This window comes from Bradyrhizobium sp. CCBAU 53340 (genome assembly GCF_015291645.1).
Classification (GTDB): domain Bacteria; phylum Pseudomonadota; class Alphaproteobacteria; order Rhizobiales; family Xanthobacteraceae; genus Bradyrhizobium.
In genome coordinates, this window is record NZ_CP030055.1 from 6,108,942 (window position 1) to 6,126,328 (window position 17,387).

Sequence of the window (17,387 nt, forward strand, 5' to 3'; positions counted from 1 at the left end):
CATAATGAGCGTCAAAGATTTTTCTTATAATGGCCCCGGCCATGCGGCGGCACAGCTCCGGCACCTGACGATCCGGCAGCTGCGGTCGCTTGCGGCGCTCTCGGCCAAGGGCAGCGTCACGGCGGCCTCCAGCCATCTCGGGCTGACCCAGCCGGCTGTCACCCAGCAGCTCCGGCAGCTGCAGGACCTCGCCGGCCTGCCGCTGGTGCAGCGGACCGGCGACGGCATGCTGCTGACGGAAGCCGGCCGCGAGGTGCTGACGCTCGCCGAGCGCGTCGAAGCCGCGATCACGGACTGCCAGGGCGCGCTCGACCTTCTCGCAGGGAAGACCGGCGGCACGGTGCATCTTGGCGCGGTCTCGACCGCCAAATATTTCGTGCCGCACGCGATCGCGGCGTTCTCCAAGCGCTCACCGAAGATCGAGATCAAGCTCACCATCGGCAACCGCGAGGACATCCGTGAAGCCATGCACGGCTACGACCTCGATTTCGCGGTGATGGGTCGGCCACCGGCCGATGTCAGCGTCGACGTCCGCCAGCTCGGGCGCAATCCGCACATCATCGTCGCGCGCAAGGGGCACTGGCTGGAGAAGGATTCAGGCCTCAGCCTGACCGATCTCGTGCACGAGACCTTCCTCACCCGCGAGCCCGGCTCCGGCACGCGCACCCTGATGGAGGGGATGTTCCAGAAGTCGGATCTCGAGCCGATCATCGGCATGGAGATGAGCAGCAACGAGACCATCAAGCAGGCGGTGATTGCCGGGCTCGGCATCGCCTTCATCTCGGCGCACACCGTGGCACATGAGCTGGCCGAAGGCCGCCTCGTCGTGCTCGACGTCGCCGGGCTGCCGATCGTGCGGCAATGGTACGTGATCCGACGCAGCGACAAGGTGCTGCTGCCGCCGGCGCAGGCGATGTTCGATTTCCTCGGCTCGGAAGGAGCGAACTATCTACCTGAGGTTCCCGAACTCGGCGGACGTTAACCGGATGGCGCTCAAGCCATCAATTTCATTGCGATCGTCGCTGCCAGGATGACGATGATCTGAAGCAGACGTTCTGTCGTGAAAATGCGATTGAAGGTCGTCATCGCGGGTCCCGGCCGTCGTGAGGGAGATGAGGCATGTTGCTAGCACAGAGAAGCGCCAGGGTAACTCCGTAGTCGCCACGAGTTCTGCTTGCGACCGCTTCGCTGACGTCGGCTCGGATGGTTAACGCTTACGCAGCGAGCGGCGCGGCGTGATCGACGCGCGCGGCGAAATAGGCCTCCAGCTCCGACAGGGCGCGGGCTTCCCACTCGCTGGCCTGCTCCAGCAGCGACCAGCGCTGGCTCGGCCGGAACGCCGCGGTCTGGCGATAGAGCGATGCGATACCGCGGTAGCGGCGCACATTCTCGAAAATGGCGTGCCCGTTCATGACGACAACTCCCTCGTATTTCCGCGGGAGAAATTGCGGCCAAATCTTTTTTGAAAAGTTAGCGGCGTGAGGCATGCGCGCGGATGGTTGCCGGACTGTTGCGCAAGCGCAACGCGCCCGCTCCGCGCAAGCACCTGTTTATTGCGAATTCGTTGCCGCGCTCTCGCCCCGCGACTCCAGTCCACCGCTTCTGTTGATGGTCATGGTCACGCGGCAGAGATCGCCAAGGCCGATCAGGAGCACGGCGAGCAGGCAAAACAGGTTGACGGAATCCGCATTCGCGCTCGACAGCGGCGTGAACTCGAAGAAGGGCGGAATGAACGCCCACCACACCAAGGGAATGGTGAGCAGCGCGGCGAAGATGGCCGCCGGTGCACCCGCGACAAAGCCGAGCACGAACAGGCTGGGCAGGAACGCAGCGAAGTAGAGCTTTGCGCCGAGCGCGACGCAGATGCCTTGAATCGTAGCCGACACTGCGACGACAACAAATCCGAGCAGAAACGCCTGCCACGACCATGGCCGTACTCGCGGTACGCCATACAGTCCCGCACGCCTCATAGAGCCTCCCCTGCCGCCATTAACCAGGCCGCTTGCGACCAAAGTACTACAGCTGCAGGGAAATCGCGAGGCGGAATCTGCACGATCCAAACCGTCCGATCCGGCGTGGTAAACCGCAACGCCGCACAATCGTACCGCTATTCGGTTGTCGCATAGAGCAGGCTGCCGACCGGCAACGCAAGGCCGATGGCCGAGGCCAGCATCCAGCCACCTTGTGCGAATGCCCAGGCGCCGAGCGCCGATCCGGCGGCGCCGGCCGCAAAGAACGTCGCCATATAGAGCCCGTTGAGCCGGCTGCGGTGCTCGTGCCCGAGCACGAAGATAGCGCGGAAGCCAAGCACGACATTGCCCTGCACACCGAAGTCGATGGCGATCGCGGCCGCGACGAGACAGACGAGGTTGAGCATTGATCCGGCCGCGCCGACATGCGTCACCAGGAAGCCCAGGGCGACGAACAGCATCGCGGCGATCGTGGCGATGCGGCTGTGGCCGCGATCGGCGAGCCGTCCGGCGATCGGGGCGGCGAACACGCCGGACACGCCGGCAAGCGCAAACAGCGCAATGCCGCGCTGGGTGAAGCCGAACTGGCTGGCAAGCTGCAGCGGCACCACCGTCCAGAACAAGGTGAAGGCGCCGAACAGGCCCGACTGGTACAGCGCGCGACGCCGGAGCAGCGGCGTGGTGCGCACCAGATGGGGCATCGACAGCAGCAGTGCGCCGTAATGCATGCGCGCCACCGGCTTGCGCTTCGGCAGCGTGAAGCGAAGCACGATCGTGAGTGCGATCATCAACGCCGCCGAGCAGAAGAACACCGCGTGCCACGACAGCGCCGCGGTGACGAAACTGGAGACCGGCCGCGCCAGCATGATGCCGAACATCAATCCGGTCGAGACGTTGCCGACGACGCGGCCGCGAATGGCCTCCGGCGCGAGATGCGCGGCATAGGGAATGATGATCTGCACCGCGACCGAGCCGAGGCCGATGAACAGCGCAGCGATCAGGAACGGCAGCGCGTGCGTCGCGAACGCGGCCGCGAGCAGCGCCGCCGCGCCGAGCGTGATGATGGTGCAGATCACCGTGCGGTTCTCGACGAGATCGCCGAGCGGCACGATGAACAGCAGCCCCGTGCCGTAGCCGATCTGCGTCATGGTCACGATCAGGCCGGCGGCTGCGTGCGACAGGCCGAGCGCCGCGCTGATCGGAGCGATCAGCGGCTGGGCATAATAGATGTTGGCCGCGACCATGCCACAGGCCGCGGCAAGCACGAAGGTCAGTCGTTGCGACACCGCATCCGTCTCCGGCGCGGCGTCGATGGTGGCATTCATCGTCATTCCAGACTCTCCAGCACGTCAAAGTTTCCATATATAGGAAACGTTCATTTCCTAATTTGACAAAGGTTCAAGACAGCAGCTTCAGCGCGACCTCGACCAGGCGCTGACCGTCGAGCGGCAGGCGCGCCTTGCCGACCACGCGCAGGCCCTGCGTCATGCAGATCATCAGCCGCGCGGTGTCGTCGGCATCGACATGGCGGGGAATCGAGCCGTCGGCCTGGCCCTCGCCAATGAGGCCGACGATGAAGCTCTCGTTGGCCTTGAGCTGCGCCGTGACGCGTGCACGCATCACTGGATCGACCGCCGACAGCTCGACCGCACTGCCAACCACGATGCAGCCGCGCCGTCCCTCGCTGCCCTGGGAGTGCTCGACATAGGACAGCAGGACATGGCGTACCCGCTCGCGACCATTCGCGCCGCGCGCGGCCGCGCTGCGGGTCTGCTCGCCCCGCACCGCGGCGTAGCGCTCGAAAGCGGCGAGGAAGACGGCATGCTTGTCGCGAAACGCCTTGTAGACGCTGCCGGTGGCAAGCCGCATGGCCGCGGTGAGGTCCCCGATCGAGGTGGCATGATAGCCGCGCTCGCAAAACACCCTGATTGCGCCGTCCAGCGCAGTGTCCATGTCAAACTCCCGGGGGCGACCGGGGGAATGGGCAGATGGCTCAGATTTTCGGGCGGCTTTTTGCATCGCGGCACAATAGGGAATGATCGTTTCCGAATAAAGACACGTGGTTGTGATTGATGGGGCTCATGATGACGACAGCCAGTTCCGTCATCCTGAGGTGCAAGGCGTGGGACGCAGCGCGTCCCACGAGGAGCTTCGAAGGACGCACGGCCGAGCCGATGCAGCGGGGCCGTCGCCCTTCAAGGCTCGCCCTGCGGCGCGTTGCGCCCCAGGGCGCACCTCAGGGTGACGGTCATGGATTGGTGCCATGCTGCCTCAACCTCGTCATCGCGAGCGCAGCGAAGCAATCCAGAGTCTTTTCGCGGAGGGATTCTGGATTGCTTCGCTGCGCTCGCAATGACGGCGTATGATGTGACAGCTTCGCTCTTCCCGACGTTCGCCAGGAGGAGACCGCTACTTCCGCTGCACCGGCGTCCCATCGGCCATGGTCGCCACGCCCTTCCGCTCCACGATCATCCCATAGGCCCGCGGCTGGCGGTGAACGTCGAAATTGAAGGTCGTGCGCTTGTAGGATTGGCAGAGATCGAGATCGCAGCGGGCGAGCGCGAGCTCATCGCCCTTGGTCGTGCATCGCGCGATGATCTCGCCTGATGGTGCGATGATGCAGCTGCCGCCGATGTGGTCGACGCCTTCTTCGACACCGGCCTTGGCGACACCCACCACAAAGGTGCCGTTCTGATAGGCGCCGGCCTGCATCACCAGATGATTGTGGAACAGCGAGAGGTCGTCATGCTCCGGCGCGGGTGGGTTGTGGACCGGGGTATTGTAGCCGATCATCACCATCTCGACGCCCTGCAGGCCCATCACCCGATAGGTCTCGCTCCAGCGGCGATCGTTGCAGATCGCCATCCCCATCACGCCGCCGAACGCATCGACGACGCCGAAGCCAGATCCCGGCTCGAAATAGCGCTTTTCCAGATGCTGAAACTTGCGCCATGGCTCGTGCTCGGCATGGCCAGGCAGATGGACCTTGCGGTATTTCGCAACGATGGTGCCGCTTTTGTCGACGAGAATCGACGTGTTGTAGCGATGGACGATACCGGCCTCGATCGTGAGCTCGGCATAGCCAAGGTAAAATCCGATGCCGCTGTCGCGCGCGAGATCAAACAGTGCCTGCGTCTCTGCCCCCGGCATCTCGCGCTCGAAGAAGCTGTCGATCTCGGCCTGGTCCTCGAAGTACCAGCGCGGAAAGAACGTGGTCAGCGCGAGCTCGGGAAAAACGATCAGGTCGCAGCCATTGGCCTTGGCCTGGCGCATCAGCGCCATCAGCCGCGCCACGACATCCTTCCTCGCTTCAGCCCTCGCAATCGGGCCGAGCTGGCCGGCCGCGACAGTTACAAATCTCGCCACGAATCTGCCCTCGTTCGTTTCGCGGGTTGACCGCCCCGCCCCCCTGCTCGCGCATCGGATGATGGCGCATATGCAGGTTCTGCGCCGATATCCGAGGATGGTCCAGCGCGCCGGCGGTATTCCAGGAACTTTCGTTGCCAATCTGCAACGGTTCCCAACGATCTAAGACCGGCCAAAAGAAACGCCCATTGCGGCCACGAACCCTGCTCACAACGCCGTGAGACAATTTACGGGGAAACCACGATGCGTGCACAACGCGTTTGGAACGTGACGGGGGCCGCCAGCATCGGGCAGCTTCAGTCCAGGTTGGACGATTTGAACAAGCGCCTCAGCCAGCTCGAGAGCCAGCATCCCGAGAGCGGCAAGATCGACGAGCTGAAATCGAGCGCGCTCAGCCTGTCGCGCGAGATCGACGACATCCGCTGCGCCGAGGCGACGGCAGCATTGCGAGAGTTGTTGCGGAAGTAGCCAGACCCCGACGACTCGCGGGGGCCCCGGGGGCCAACGCCAAGCCTCGCCATGCCGAGCCAGGCGCAAAACCAGGAACGGCCGCCTCACGCGAGTTTCCTCGCGCGGGGCGGCCGGTGTGTTTCCAGCCTCGTCCCGACTACGCGAACATGAAGTATTCGCTGTGGAGGTTCGCGACCGTGGACGCCTTGATCAGGATCGTATCGTGGCTGTCCAGCGTGATCAGGACGTCCGAACCCTGCTGGGCCATGTGTAGATCGTTGAAGCTTGCAGCAAGCGACGAACTGATCGAGATCTTGTCCGTTCTGGCGGTGGTGGCATCGGTGTTGAAGCTGTAGACCGTGTCATTGCCGCCCTGATAGGCGACCGTGCCGCCATTGGTGGAGCGGAAATAGAACGTGTCGTTGCCCGTGCCGCCAGTGAGATTCAAGTTGTCGGCATAGGCATAGACTTCGTGGGCCCCGCTGGTATGGGTATATTCGCGCATCGTCAGGTTGTTGCTGGCATCCGACGTGTCGGTGCGGATATCGCCGGTCCCGTCCTGGCTGTAATAGTCCACGACACGGGAGCCGTCAGCCTTGATGAGCGAGTGGTTCAGGATGGCGCCAGCGCTGGAGTAGTTGGAAATGTCCTTGCTGCCATCCGTATTGTGCTTTTCCAGATAGTCGTAGCTGCCGTCGGAGTGGAAGCGTTCGAGCAGCGTGAGATTGCCGCTGGTGTCATTGGCCTGATGCGTCGAGGTGTAGGTCTGACCGGTGATTTGATAGGCATAGACATCCGTCGAGCCGTCCTTGTGAAGGATGCTGTCTTTTGTCAGCACGCCGCTCGTGTAGGATTTGTTCTCGGCGCTACCGTCCACGTTGGCCGTATATTCGGTCAACTTGTTGCCGGACAAGGTGTCGTAAGTGCTGGTGGTCGTGCCGGTCGAGGTGGCCGAGACCTCCGTGCTCAATTTTCCGGCGCTGGTGTAGTAATCATAAAGCTTCGAACCATCCGAGTGGTAGGCGGCCTTGTAGTCGTAAGTGCCGTCGGAGTGGAAGCGTTCGACAAGCGTGACGTTGCCGCTGGCGTCACTGGCCTGATGCGTCGAGGTGTAGGACTGACCTGTGATATTGTAAGTGTAGACCTCGGATGAGCCGTCGCTGTGAAGGACGTTGTCCTTCATCAGCACGTCGTTCGTATAGGTCTTGTTGTCGGCGCTGCCGTCCGTATTGGCCGTATAGACGCTGAGCTTGTAGCCGGTCGCCGTGTCATAGGTCGTCGTGATGGTGCTGGTCGACGTAACGGCTATTTCGGAGCTGTGAGCTCCCGCGGTCGTGAAGTAGTCGAAAACCTTGGAACCGTCCGCGTTGTAGGCCGCCTTGTACTGATAGCTGCCGTCGGCGTGGAAGCGCTCGATCAGCGTCACCTTGCCGCTGGCGTCCCCCACCTGGTGCGTCGAGGTGTAGGACTGGCCGGTGATGTTGTAGACGAAGACTTCGGACGAGCCGTCGGTGTGAAGGACGTTGTCCTTCATCAGCACGCCGCTCGTATAGGCCTTGTTGTCGGCACTGCCATCCGTATTGGCCGTATAGACGTTGATCTTGTAGCCGGTCGTCGTGTCATAGGTCGTTGTCGTGGTGGCGGTCGACGTGGCGGCAATTTCGGAGCTGTGAGCCCCCGTGCTCGTGTAGTAGTCGTAGACCTTGGAACCGTCCGCGTTATAGACCACCTTGTACTGATAGCTGCCGTCGGCATGGAAGCGCTCGATCAGGGTCACCCTGCCGCTCGCGTCAGCCACCTGGTGCGTCGAGGTGTAGGACTGGCCGGTGATATTGTAGACGTAGACTTCGGACGAGCCGTCCGTGTGAAGGACGTTGTCCTTCATCAGCACGCCGTTCGTATAGGTCTTGTTGTCGGCGCTGCCGTCCGCGTTGGCCGTATAGACGGTGAGCTTGTAGCCCGTCGTCGTGTCATAGGTCGTCGTCGTGGTGGCGGTCGACGTGACGACCACGTCGGAGCTGTGAACGCCGGTGCTGGTGTAGTAGTCGTAGACCTTGGAACCGTCCGCGTTGTAGACCACCTTGTACTGGTAGCTGCCGTCGGCGTGGAAGCGCTCGACCAGCGTGACCTTGCCGCTCGCGTCGGTCACCTGATGGGTCGTCGTATAGGCCTGGCCGGTGATGTTGTAGGCGTAAACCTCGGACGAGCCGTCCGAGTGAAGGACGTTGTCCTTCATCAATACGCCATTCGTATAGACCTTGTTGTCGGCGCTGCCGTCCGAATTGCTGGTATAGACCTGGAGCTTGTAGCCGGTCGAGGTATCGTAGGTCGTCGTAACCGTGCTGGCGGACGTCATGCTGACTTCCGTGCTCAGCGCACCGGTGCTGCTGTAATAGTCATAGACCTTGGAACCGTCGGCATTGTAGGCAGCTTTGTACTGGTAGCTGCCGTCGGCGTGGAAGCGCTCGATCAACGTGACCTTGCCGCTCGCGTCGTACGCGGTGTGGTCTGACGCGTAGGATTGGCCGGTGATGCCGTAGTGGTAATAGTCGACCCGCCCGTCCGCCAATGTAATGCTTTTCGAGATGATCGCGCCGCTGCTGCTGAGCCCCCAAACGGTGGTCTCGGTCAGGGTACCGCTGGCGTCGAAATCCTGTTCCTCGGTCCAGCCGGCGCCACCCCAGGTAATGGAGAAGGAATAACCGCCGTCGATCTTCGACAGAAGACTGCCATAGTGGGCAATGACGTACTGCATGGTTTCGGGCGACGAGACCGCCAGAACGTGCGAGTCGCTCAAGGTCACCTTGTCCAATCCGGTGACATTCACCAGCGTGTCCATCTGAGCGACGAACTGGGCCGATGTCATCGTGAGATCGGGATTCACCGCTCCCGGTCCTTCGGCCACCGCGGATGTCGCACCGACTTCGATGACCAGCGGGTGATCGCTGAGACCGATCTGGATCGAGCTGGTGTTGTAGTACACCGCAATCGGGGACGTCCCCTTCAGCGGATCATAGACGTAGATGGTGTTTTCCACCTGCCCGAACTGAACGGTGACGGTCGTTGTCGGCGTATTGATCTCGGTCTGGGTCGTATTGTCCCATTTGAGCGTATCGGCCCAAACGACGAGGTCGCTGACGGCGCCGGACTTGTTCATCACCATCGTATGGGTGTTGCTGGGCGCATTGGACAGCGTGAAGCTCAGATCCGGGCCGGTATAAGCGGTGCCATTGTCACCGTGGCCCAAAATGGTCGTCAGATTGTGGACCGCGACAGCGGCTTCCTTCGGCGTTCCGTCGGCATTGAAAAGACCGAAATGGGCTTCCTTGTCGCCACGAGACGCCGAGGATGGCGAGTCGAACAGTTCGTAAATATAGGTGGCGGAAGATCCGTCTTCATACGCCAGAAGCAGATTGGAGAGGACAAGCTTCGCCTGCGCGTCTTCGTTGACGCCGATTCCGCTGGTGCTCGACAGCGTCGTGTAACCGGTCTCCGTCACGAAGACCGGATCGTTGGTCGAGATGTTTTTCGCCAGAGTGAGGTCTTGTTCCACCTGACCATCGGCAAGCGCGCCCGTCTGCACATAGACATGTGCATTGGCCGCGTCCGAATAGGCGGTCATGTCGCCAACCTGGGCGTTCATCGCATCGGTCTGGTTCCCGATGCTGAAATTAACGACGGTGACATCGCTGAGAACGGCGTTGGCCTTCACGGCGGCGTAAAGAGCCTCCTGAAATGCCGCCGCGCCTTCAAGCGAGGTCATCCCGTTATAGGAGAAGGTATTCAGATTGGCTTCATTGATGCCTTCGATGGACAAGACAGCGCCCGGGTGCTCCGTCTTAAACTCCGCAAGAGCAGTGATATAGCTGGCCAGTCCGCTGCTGCCCGACCCAGGCAGAGCGTAGCTCACGCGAAAATCGAAAGAGATACCCGCATTGGCAAGCGCCTCGACGACAGGGCTTGCGTGGCCGAATGCGTTGAAGGAGTCGCGAACGTGACTGATGCCCAGATAATCCAGACTGCTGATGATCAAGCTGGAATTTGTGTACGCATCAACATAGCTGCCCGCATTGGTATTGATACCGAGCGCGTTCAAGAAGCTCGATGCAGTGGTGACAGTCGCGTTTGACATGTAAGAAAGTTCCCCATTGGCCCTGAGCGCAGACTGGCAGCGAGTTCTAAAGAACTCGCTTCAAGAAACCTTAAATTCTCCGGCTTTCCCCAATCTTCGACGGCTTGCTCGACATCGTCGATGATCGCGTCTTCATCAAGACGCAGTCGAAACAAAAACGAGGCAGCGACGCGGGAACTGTTGCGGAAATAAGATGAAGCCGCGGCGACAGAGTCATGATCGACTGAAGTGCCCCTCTTCTGTGCACGCGCATCTTGATTTGCTCGTTACGTGCGCGACGTCTTTTTTTGCGGAACGAGCGGCGCGGCCGAAATTGGCGACTTGCAAACTGACTGACCCCCGCAGAAATACGGAAACACGATCGCACGTCGCTGACCAAATCATGAGCATTGCGACATGACGGACATCTTCAGACCGATGAGAAGCATCGACATCGCGAAGGCGCTCGCCAGTCGCGACCCAAACCATCTGTCCGTCATCGCCATCACGATCGATGCGCTCGCGACGTCACCGGGTTTTTGCGGGGCTCGGGAACATCATCGTGCTGATCGTCGCGAATGATTCGGCGAGGGGCGCAGGAACCAACGACAAGCCCCGCCATTTTCATGGTGAGCATGGAGCAAATCATGTCCAGGCACCTGACGCGAACCCATTTCGCGCGCGGTGTGGCCGGCGCGGTTTCCACGCTGGTCCTGTGCGCGACGGCGGCCTTCACCATCGCGTACCACTTCGCGCTGTGAGGAAAGATTTCCATGATGCCCGACCCAGAGGAGTCGGTAAGGCTGCAAGGCTACGGCGAGATGACGCTGCGCACGGCGGTCGCGACGGTGATGTTGCTTGCCCCGAACGAACGCGCGGATGCCGCGATCTTCCGCGTCCGTGACGGCGAGCGCCTGGCCTCAAGCGAGATCGCCGAACTCGCTTCGCAGTGGAACATCGCACCGGCCGTCATCAGGTCGCCAAGACTCGTGCCCGGGCCGCACTGGTCAGACATCGTCCGCGGCATGGTGCGTGAGGCGCCGCTGCCGTCGCTGATGGTGGCATTTCTGCTAGGCGTGCTGGTGACCCGGAGGTAGGCCTCTGACCTAGCCGCAACGCCGGACCGTAGATGCCGGCTCACGAAGAGCTATGCCGCGCGCACAGCCCGCCCTGCGAGACCCAAATCGGCCGTGGACCCGCTCTCAAAATCGTTGCAAAAAGGCGCCCAGAGGCGCTGGCGGCCAGTCCGCCAAGCCTTTGGAAAACGTCAACTTTTGGAAGAATGGTCGGAGTGGCAGGATTCGAACCTGCGACCCCTGCGTCCCGAACGCAGTGCTCTACCGGGCTGAGCCACACTCCGACAAGAGGCCGGCTTATAGCGTCGGGTTTGGCGCACCGCAAGCGGCCGAGCTGAGGAATTTTGTCCCTGTGAAGACAGGTCTTGAAACACTGGTTTTATCGGCCGGCCGCGCCGCCGCCGAGGCCGCCGCCCGGACCCTGGCTGCCGGCGGGCTGGTCGCGTTTCCGACCGAGACGGTCTATGGGCTCGGCGCGGACGCCGCCAATGCCACCGCGGTCGCCCACATCTACAGTGCCAAGGGCCGGCCGGCCTTCAATCCGCTGATCGCCCATGTCCCGGACCTTGCGGCCGCGCGGCGGATCGGTCGGTTCGATGCACGCGCCCTGAGGCTTGCCGAAGCGTTCTGGCCGGGGCCGCTGACGCTGGTGGTGCCGAAGAGCGAGGGCTGCCCGGTCTCTGATCTCGCCACGGCGGGCCTCGACACCGTCGCGATCCGCATCCCCGCCCATCCCGCGGCAGAGGCGATCCTGCGCGCCTTTGGCGGGGCCGTGGTGGCGCCATCGGCCAATATCTCGGGCCACGTCTCGCCGACGCAGGCCGCGCATGTCGAGAGCGACCTTGCAGGACGGATCGACCTGATCGTCGATGGCGGGCCAGTTACGGTCGGCGTCGAATCCACCATCGTCGGGTGCTTCGAGGCGCCGCTGCTGCTGCGGCCCGGCGGGCTTTCGCGCGAACGGATCGAGGCGGTGCTGGGCATGCCCTTAGCGCGACCGCCGGTAGACACCGAGAGCGACGACAGTCAGCCGCTGGCACCGGGCATGCTGGCCTCGCATTACGCGCCGCGCGCGACCGTGCGGCTTCACGCGCAGGACGTCGCGCCCGGCGAGGCCCTGCTGGCTTTCGGCCCCGATCGCGTGCCCGGCCAGGAGGCCGCCGCCGCTGTCATGAATTTGTCGCCCGCAGCCGATCTCGATGAAGCCGCCGCCAATCTGTTCGGCTATCTTCGCAACCTCGATGCGAAGGCGCCGAAGGCGATTGCCGTGATGACGGTTCCGGACGAAGGTCTGGGCGAGGCGATCAACGACCGACTGCGGCGAGCTGCGGTGGCAAGATAAGAAGTAGAGACGAGACAATGAACATTAATCAATCCGCCACCCCGCCACTTGCGCCCGAGCTGATCGACCAATTCCGCAAGATCGTCGGCGACAAGCACGCCATCACCGATGCTGCCGACATCGAGGCTTACGTCACCGAGGAGCGTAATCTGTTCCACGGCCGCTCGCCGCTTGTGCTGCGCCCGGGCTCGACGGCGGAAGTGTCCGCGATCTGCAAGCTCGCCTCCGAGCATAAAATCGCGCTGGTGCCGCAGGGCGGCAATACCGGTCTCGTCGGCGGTCAGACGCCGCACAATGGCGAGGTGGTGGTGTCGCTGCGTCGCCTGGACAAGATCCGCGAAGTCGACACCGCCTCCAACACCATGACGGTCGAAGCCGGCGTGGTGCTGCAGATCGCGCAAGCGAAGGCGTCCGACATGGACCGGCTGTTTCCGCTGTCGCTGGGCGCGGAAGGGAGCTGCACCATTGGCGGCAATCTCTCGACCAATGCCGGCGGCACCGCGGCGCTCGCCTATGGCGTGGCGCGCGAGATGGCGCTGGGGCTGGAAGTGGTGCTCGCCGACGGGCGCGTGCTCAACGTGCTGTCAAAGTTGAAGAAGGACAACACCGGCTACAATCTGCACAACCTCTTCATCGGCGCGGAAGGCACGCTCGGCATCATCACCGCAGCAACGCTCAAATTGTTTCCGAAGCCGCGCGCGATCGAGACCGCCTATGTCGGGCTGAAGTCGCCGGCGGCGGCGCTGAAGCTGCTCACGATCGCGCAGAGCGAAGCCGCCAATGCGCTGACCAGCTTCGAGCTGCTCTCGGAGATGGCGGTGGACTTCTCGGTCCGCCACGGCATTGACGTGCGCGATCCCCTCAGCGAGAAACATCCCTGGTACGTGCTGATGGAATTGTCCTCTCCGAGCGACGACGCCCGCACGCCGCTGGAGACGATCCTGACCCGCGCCATGGAGGAAGAGATCGTCGACGATGCCGTGATCGCGGCCAACCTCACCCAGCGCAGCAATTTCTGGAAGCTCCGCGAGGAGATGTCGGCGGCGCAGAAGCCCGAGGGCGGCTCGATCAAGCACGACATCTCGGTGCCCGTCGCCGCGGTGCCTGCGTTCATCGAGGAAGCGAACGCCGCTGTGGTGAAGCTGATCCCGGGTGCGCGGCCGGTGCCGTTCGGCCATCTCGGCGACGGCAATCTGCATTACAATGTCAGCCAGCCGATCGGCGCCAATACCGCGGATTTCCTCGCGGGCTGGCACGAGATGAACGCTGTCGTGTTCGAGATCGTCTTGCGCATGGGCGGCTCGATCTCGGCCGAGCATGGCATCGGCGTGCTCAAGCGCGACGAGCTGCCTGAGGTGAAGGACAAGACCGCGATCGAGCTGATGCGGTCGATCAAGGCGATGCTCGATCCGCTGGGCATCATGAATCCGGGGAAAGTGCTGTAGGCATGTCCGCTCTCAAGATCGATGCGATCAACGATACCGATGTCGAGCTGGTGGTGACGCTGTGGCAGCGCTGCGGCCTGACACGCCCTTGGAACGATCCGCATGCCGATATCGCGCTGGCACGGCGGCGCGAGAACTCGACGGTGCTTGTCGGCCGCGACAACGGCGCGATCGTGGCGACCGTCATGGTCGGCCATGACGGTCATCGCGGCTGGGTCTATTACGTCGCGGTCGACCCCGATGGCCGCAAGCGCGGCTATGGCCGCGCGATCATGGCGGCGGCGGAGGACTGGCTGCGCGCCGCCGGCATAGCCAAGCTGCAGCTGCTGGTCCGCCGCGAGAATGCGCAGGCCAGTGCGTTCTACCAGTCGCTGGCGTTCGAGGAATCGACCTCGGTGATGTTCCAGAAGTGGCTCGACGGCCGCGAACACTGAAAGACAGCAATGACCATTTCCGATCGCGTTCGCATCAAGGACGTCCGCGTGCTCTCGAACGGCTGGACCACGCTGAAGAGCACCACGTTCGACTACCGCCGCGGCAATGGCGAATGGCAGACGCAGAAGCGCGAGACCTATGAGCGCGACAACGCCGCCGCTATCCTGCCCTACAATCGCGTCGGGCGCAGCGTGATCCTGGTGCGCCAGTTCCGCCTGCCCGCTTTCATCCGCGGCTACGACGATCTGCTGATCGAAGCGGCCGCCGGCGTGCTGGACAATGCTTCGCCGGAGGAGCGTATCCGTGCCGAGGCCGAGGAAGAGACCGGCTATCGGCTGCACGACGTGCACAAAGTGTTCGAAGCCTTCATGAGCCCGGGCGCCATCACCGAGAAGCTGCATTTCTTCGTCGCCGAGTATGAGCCGCACATGCGGGTTGGCGACGGCGGCGGCCTCGAGCACGAGGGCGAGGACATCGAGGTGCTGGAGCTCGGCATCGACGAGGCGCTGGCGATGATCGCCGACGGCAGGATCATCGACGCCAAGGCGATCATGCTGCTGCAGTATGTGGCGCTGCACGTGTTCAGGTAGGCGTGCTGTTCACCCTCCCCTGGAGGGGGAGGGTCGATCGCGCGCAGCGCGAGCGGGGTGGGGTGATCTCTCCACTCGGGCACTGTTGGATGCGAAGAGACCGTCACCCCACCCCATCTCTCATTTCGCTACGCTCAATGTGAGCCGACCCACGGGCGAGCTACGCTCGTCCCGGACCCCTCCAGGGGAGGGTAAGAGGCGTTCGCCGCGCGGCACCATCCTCATCTGCAATTCAGACCTGCGCCGCCGCTCCCCCGGTTGAGCAACCTCAAAACTATCTCTAGTCTGGCGCTAACCAAGAACCAGGAGACGCGCCCATGTCCGCTGATGAGTCCGCTCCGCGCGACGACGAATTCGGCTTTGCGCCCGATTATGATTCCCCCATCCCCTATATGCAGCGCACGCGGGATTATTACAGCGCGATCGGCTACACCACGCCGTATCGCTGGGCGCATTACACCGCGGCGCCGTTCCAGCCGCTGAAGAAACCCCTGGCGAAGTCTCGCGTCACCATCATCACCACGGCCGCGCCTTACGATCCGGCCAAGGGCGACCAGGGCCCGGGCGCGGCGTATAATGGCAGCGCGAAATTCTACCGGGTCTATGACGGCGACACGTCGAAAGCGCATGATCTGCGCATCTCCCATATCGGCTACGACCGCAAGCACACCTCGGCAACCGACAACGGCACCTGGTTTCCGCTGCCGCAGCTTCTGAAGGCCGCCGCTGCAGGTCGCATCGGCGAAGTTGCGCCGCGCTTCTTCGGCGCGCCGACCAACCGCAGCCACCGCATCACGCTGGACACCGACGCGCCGGAGATCCTGGCACGCTGTCTCGCTGACAAGGTCGACGTTGCCGTGCTGGTGCCGAATTGTCCGGTCTGCCACCAGACCACCGCGCTGGTGGCGCGGCATCTCGAGGCCAATGGCATTCCAACCGTGATCATGGGCTGCGCCAAGGACATCATCGAGCACGCCACGGTCCCGCGCTTCCTGTTCAGCGATTTCCCGCTCGGCAATTCCGCCGGCAAGCCGCACGACGTCGCCTCGCAGGCGCAGACTCTGGAGCTCGCGCTCAAGCTGTTGGAGAGCGCGAGCGGCCCGCAGACCACGATGCAGTCGCCGCTGCGCTGGAGCGGGGACGCGTCCTGGAAGCTGGACTACAACAACGTCGCGCAGCTGTCGCCGGAGGAGCTCGCCCGCCGCCGCGCCGAATTCGACAAGCAGAAGGAGATTGCGCGCGGCAACCGCGCCGCCTGACATCTTCCAATAACAACAAACAAGGGGAGAGCGACGTGACGCGACCGTTCGAAGGCGTGAAGATCCTGGACTTCACGCAAGTGCTGGCCGGCCCCTATGCGAGCTATCAGCTCGCGCTGTTGGGAGCCGACGTCATCAAGGTCGAGCGGCGCGAGGGCGAGGACATGCGCCGCACGCCGCTCAGCCGCGAATGGGCCGAGCGCGGGCTGGCGCCGGCGTTCCAGGCCATCAATGGCAACAAGCGCAGCCTGACGCTCGATCTGCAAAAGCCCGACGCGATCGCGATCGTGAAGAAGCTTGCCGCGACAGTCGACGTCGTCATGGAGAACTTCCGCCCGGGCGTGATGGACAAGCTCGGCATCGGCTACGAGGCGCTGTCGGCGATCAATCCGAAGCTGATCTATTGCGCGGTCTCAGGCTTTGGCCAGACCGGCCCCGATCGCTTGCGGCCCGGCTACGACGGCAAGATGCAGGCGCTGTCGGGCATCATGGCGATCACCGGTCACCCCTCGACGGGCCCGACGCGCGCCGGCTTTGCCGTGTGCGACGTGCTGTCGGGCGCAACGGCCGCGTTCGCGGTATCGAGCGCGCTCTACCAGCGCGACCGCACCGGCAAAGGCCAACTCGTCGACGTCTCCATGCTGGAGGCAACGCTGGCGTTTCTCTCGGGACAGATCGCGGACTGGTCGGTCGCCGGCCATCGGCAGCAGCTATCGGGCAACCAGGCCGTCAGCCGCAAGACCACGGCCAATCTGTTCAAAGCGGGTGACGGTCATATCCTGCTCGCCGTCAACAACGAGAAGCAGTACCGCGCGCTGATGGCCGCGCTCGGGCGAGAGGACACGCTGTCAGATCCACGCTTCGCCGACTGGTTCTCCCGCAACGAAAACGAACCGGCGCTACGCGCCATCATCGAGGAAGCGCTGGCGAAACGGCCCGCGCGCGAGTGGGAGACGATCCTCGAGGACGCCGGCGCACCCTGCGCCAGCATCTGGAAGGTCGAGGAGGTGATCGACCACCCGCAGATCAAGGCACGCGGCGCGATCCAGGAGCTGGATACGCCCTACGGCCGCCTGCGCTTTGCCGGCAGCGGCTTCAAGCTCGCCCATGGCGGCGGCAAGCTCGACCGGATGGCGCCGGTGCTGGGGGCGGATACGGATGCGGTGCTGGGCGAGCTGGGCTTTGAGGCGACAGAGATCGCGGCGCTGAGGGCGCGAGAGATTGTTTGAGGCAGCGCGACAAGCTCCGCGACCGTAGGGTGGGCAAAGCGAAGCGTGCCCACGCATTTTTCGCGATCGAGAGAGATGGTGGGCACGGCGCTTTCGCGCCTTTGCCCACCCCAC

16 protein-coding genes and 1 tRNA gene are annotated in these 17,387 nt (G+C 63.2%); 10 read left to right on the forward strand and 7 right to left on the reverse strand.

Annotation, left to right across the window (positions count from 1 at the left end; all coding sequences use genetic code 11):
* Positions 1 to 4: 4 nt before the first annotated feature.
* Complete coding sequence (locus XH89_RS28875; protein ID WP_194463747.1) at positions 5 to 982, forward strand: LysR family transcriptional regulator; 978 nt, start codon at positions 5 to 7, stop codon at positions 980 to 982.
* Between the two features lie 232 nt (positions 983 to 1,214).
* On the opposite strand, the gene XH89_RS28880 is transcribed toward XH89_RS28875, so the two are convergent.
* From XH89_RS28880 to XH89_RS28900, 5 genes are all read right to left on the reverse strand, one after another.
* Positions 1,215 to 1,412, reverse strand: a complete 198-nt coding sequence (locus XH89_RS28880) for a hypothetical protein (protein WP_194463748.1) — start codon at positions 1,410 to 1,412, stop codon at positions 1,215 to 1,217.
* 138 nt (positions 1,413 to 1,550) lie between these two features.
* Entirely contained in the window at positions 1,551 to 1,970 is a 420-nt protein-coding gene (locus XH89_RS28885; RefSeq protein ID WP_194463749.1) for a DUF4118 domain-containing protein, read from the reverse strand.
* 137 nt (positions 1,971 to 2,107) lie between these two features.
* Complete coding sequence (locus tag XH89_RS28890; RefSeq protein ID WP_194463750.1) at positions 2,108 to 3,301, reverse strand: MFS transporter; 1,194 nt, start codon at positions 3,299 to 3,301, stop codon at positions 2,108 to 2,110.
* A gap of 67 nt (positions 3,302 to 3,368) precedes the next feature.
* The gene (locus tag XH89_RS28895) at positions 3,369 to 3,923 is read right to left on the reverse strand and encodes a TetR/AcrR family transcriptional regulator (protein ID WP_246767643.1); all 555 of its coding nucleotides are present in this window, start codon (positions 3,921 to 3,923) and stop codon (positions 3,369 to 3,371) included.
* A 456-nt stretch (positions 3,924 to 4,379) separates the two neighbouring features.
* On the reverse strand, positions 4,380 to 5,336 hold the full coding sequence (locus tag XH89_RS28900) for an N-carbamoyl-D-amino-acid hydrolase (protein WP_194463752.1): 957 nt from the start codon (positions 5,334 to 5,336) through the stop codon (positions 4,380 to 4,382).
* Positions 5,337 to 5,579: 243 nt separating this feature from the next.
* Here XH89_RS28900 and XH89_RS28905 point away from each other — a divergent pair, with 243 nt between their 5' ends.
* Positions 5,580 to 5,804, forward strand: coding sequence for a hypothetical protein (locus XH89_RS28905; protein WP_194463753.1), 225 nt, complete (start codon positions 5,580 to 5,582; stop codon positions 5,802 to 5,804).
* Positions 5,805 to 5,943: 139 nt separating this feature from the next.
* On the opposite strand, the gene XH89_RS28910 is transcribed toward XH89_RS28905, so the two are convergent.
* Complete coding sequence (locus XH89_RS28910) at positions 5,944 to 9,918, reverse strand: hypothetical protein (RefSeq protein WP_194463754.1); 3,975 nt, start codon at positions 9,916 to 9,918, stop codon at positions 5,944 to 5,946.
* A 396-nt stretch (positions 9,919 to 10,314) separates the two neighbouring features.
* Between XH89_RS28910 and XH89_RS28915 the strand changes: the two genes are divergently transcribed.
* Both XH89_RS28915 and XH89_RS28920 read left to right on the forward strand, forming a co-directional pair.
* Complete coding sequence (locus tag XH89_RS28915; RefSeq protein ID WP_194463755.1) at positions 10,315 to 10,479, forward strand: hypothetical protein; 165 nt, start codon at positions 10,315 to 10,317, stop codon at positions 10,477 to 10,479.
* A 191-nt stretch (positions 10,480 to 10,670) separates the two neighbouring features.
* Positions 10,671 to 10,994: a hypothetical protein gene (locus XH89_RS28920; protein WP_194463756.1), complete on the forward strand. Its 324-nt coding sequence runs from the start codon at positions 10,671 to 10,673 to the stop codon at positions 10,992 to 10,994.
* Positions 10,995 to 11,180: 186 nt separating this feature from the next.
* On the opposite strand, the gene XH89_RS28925 is transcribed toward XH89_RS28920, so the two are convergent.
* A tRNA-Pro gene (locus tag XH89_RS28925) sits at positions 11,181 to 11,257 on the reverse strand.
* Between the two features lie 68 nt (positions 11,258 to 11,325).
* On the opposite strand from XH89_RS28925, the gene XH89_RS28930 reads away from it, so the two are divergent.
* From XH89_RS28930 to XH89_RS28955, 6 genes are all read left to right on the forward strand, one after another.
* Entirely contained in the window at positions 11,326 to 12,315 is a 990-nt protein-coding gene (locus XH89_RS28930) for an L-threonylcarbamoyladenylate synthase (RefSeq protein ID WP_194463757.1), read from the forward strand.
* Between the two features lie 17 nt (positions 12,316 to 12,332).
* Positions 12,333 to 13,760 carry an FAD-binding oxidoreductase gene (locus XH89_RS28935; protein ID WP_194463758.1) on the forward strand — a complete coding sequence of 476 codons (1,428 nt, stop codon included), beginning with the start codon at positions 12,333 to 12,335 and terminating at the stop codon, positions 13,758 to 13,760.
* 2 nt (positions 13,761 to 13,762) lie between these two features.
* The gene (locus XH89_RS28940; RefSeq protein ID WP_194463759.1) at positions 13,763 to 14,194 is read left to right on the forward strand and encodes a GNAT family acetyltransferase; all 432 of its coding nucleotides are present in this window, start codon (positions 13,763 to 13,765) and stop codon (positions 14,192 to 14,194) included.
* 9 nt (positions 14,195 to 14,203) lie between these two features.
* Positions 14,204 to 14,785, forward strand: coding sequence for an NUDIX domain-containing protein (locus XH89_RS28945; protein WP_194463760.1), 582 nt, complete (start codon positions 14,204 to 14,206; stop codon positions 14,783 to 14,785).
* A gap of 317 nt (positions 14,786 to 15,102) precedes the next feature.
* Positions 15,103 to 16,044, forward strand: coding sequence for a glycine reductase (locus XH89_RS28950; RefSeq protein WP_194463761.1), 942 nt, complete (start codon positions 15,103 to 15,105; stop codon positions 16,042 to 16,044).
* 35 nt (positions 16,045 to 16,079) lie between these two features.
* Complete coding sequence (locus tag XH89_RS28955; RefSeq protein ID WP_194463762.1) at positions 16,080 to 17,273, forward strand: CaiB/BaiF CoA-transferase family protein; 1,194 nt, start codon at positions 16,080 to 16,082, stop codon at positions 17,271 to 17,273.
* Positions 17,274 to 17,387 lie beyond the last annotated feature (114 nt).

Coding starts and splice junctions, on each gene's coding strand:
- XH89_RS28905 (WP_194463753.1), top strand. CDS start 5,580: ATGCGTGCACAACGCGTTTGGAACGTGACGGGGGCCGCCAGCATCGGG.
- XH89_RS28890 (WP_194463750.1), bottom strand. CDS start 3,301: ATGACGATGAATGCCACCATCGACGCCGCGCCGGAGACGGATGCGGTG.
- XH89_RS28880 (WP_194463748.1), bottom strand. CDS start 1,412: ATGAACGGGCACGCCATTTTCGAGAATGTGCGCCGCTACCGCGGTATC.
- XH89_RS28945 (WP_194463760.1), top strand. CDS start 14,204: ATGACCATTTCCGATCGCGTTCGCATCAAGGACGTCCGCGTGCTCTCG.
- XH89_RS28875 (WP_194463747.1), top strand. CDS start 5: ATGAGCGTCAAAGATTTTTCTTATAATGGCCCCGGCCATGCGGCGGCA.
- XH89_RS28950 (WP_194463761.1), top strand. CDS start 15,103: ATGTCCGCTGATGAGTCCGCTCCGCGCGACGACGAATTCGGCTTTGCG.
- XH89_RS28885 (WP_194463749.1), bottom strand. CDS start 1,970: ATGAGGCGTGCGGGACTGTATGGCGTACCGCGAGTACGGCCATGGTCG.
- XH89_RS28940 (WP_194463759.1), top strand. CDS start 13,763: ATGTCCGCTCTCAAGATCGATGCGATCAACGATACCGATGTCGAGCTG.
- XH89_RS28920 (WP_194463756.1), top strand. CDS start 10,671: ATGATGCCCGACCCAGAGGAGTCGGTAAGGCTGCAAGGCTACGGCGAG.
- XH89_RS28910 (WP_194463754.1), bottom strand. CDS start 9,918: ATGTCAAACGCGACTGTCACCACTGCATCGAGCTTCTTGAACGCGCTC.
- XH89_RS28915 (WP_194463755.1), top strand. CDS start 10,315: ATGACGGACATCTTCAGACCGATGAGAAGCATCGACATCGCGAAGGCG.
- XH89_RS28895 (WP_246767643.1), bottom strand. CDS start 3,923: ATGGACACTGCGCTGGACGGCGCAATCAGGGTGTTTTGCGAGCGCGGC.
- XH89_RS28935 (WP_194463758.1), top strand. CDS start 12,333: ATGAACATTAATCAATCCGCCACCCCGCCACTTGCGCCCGAGCTGATC.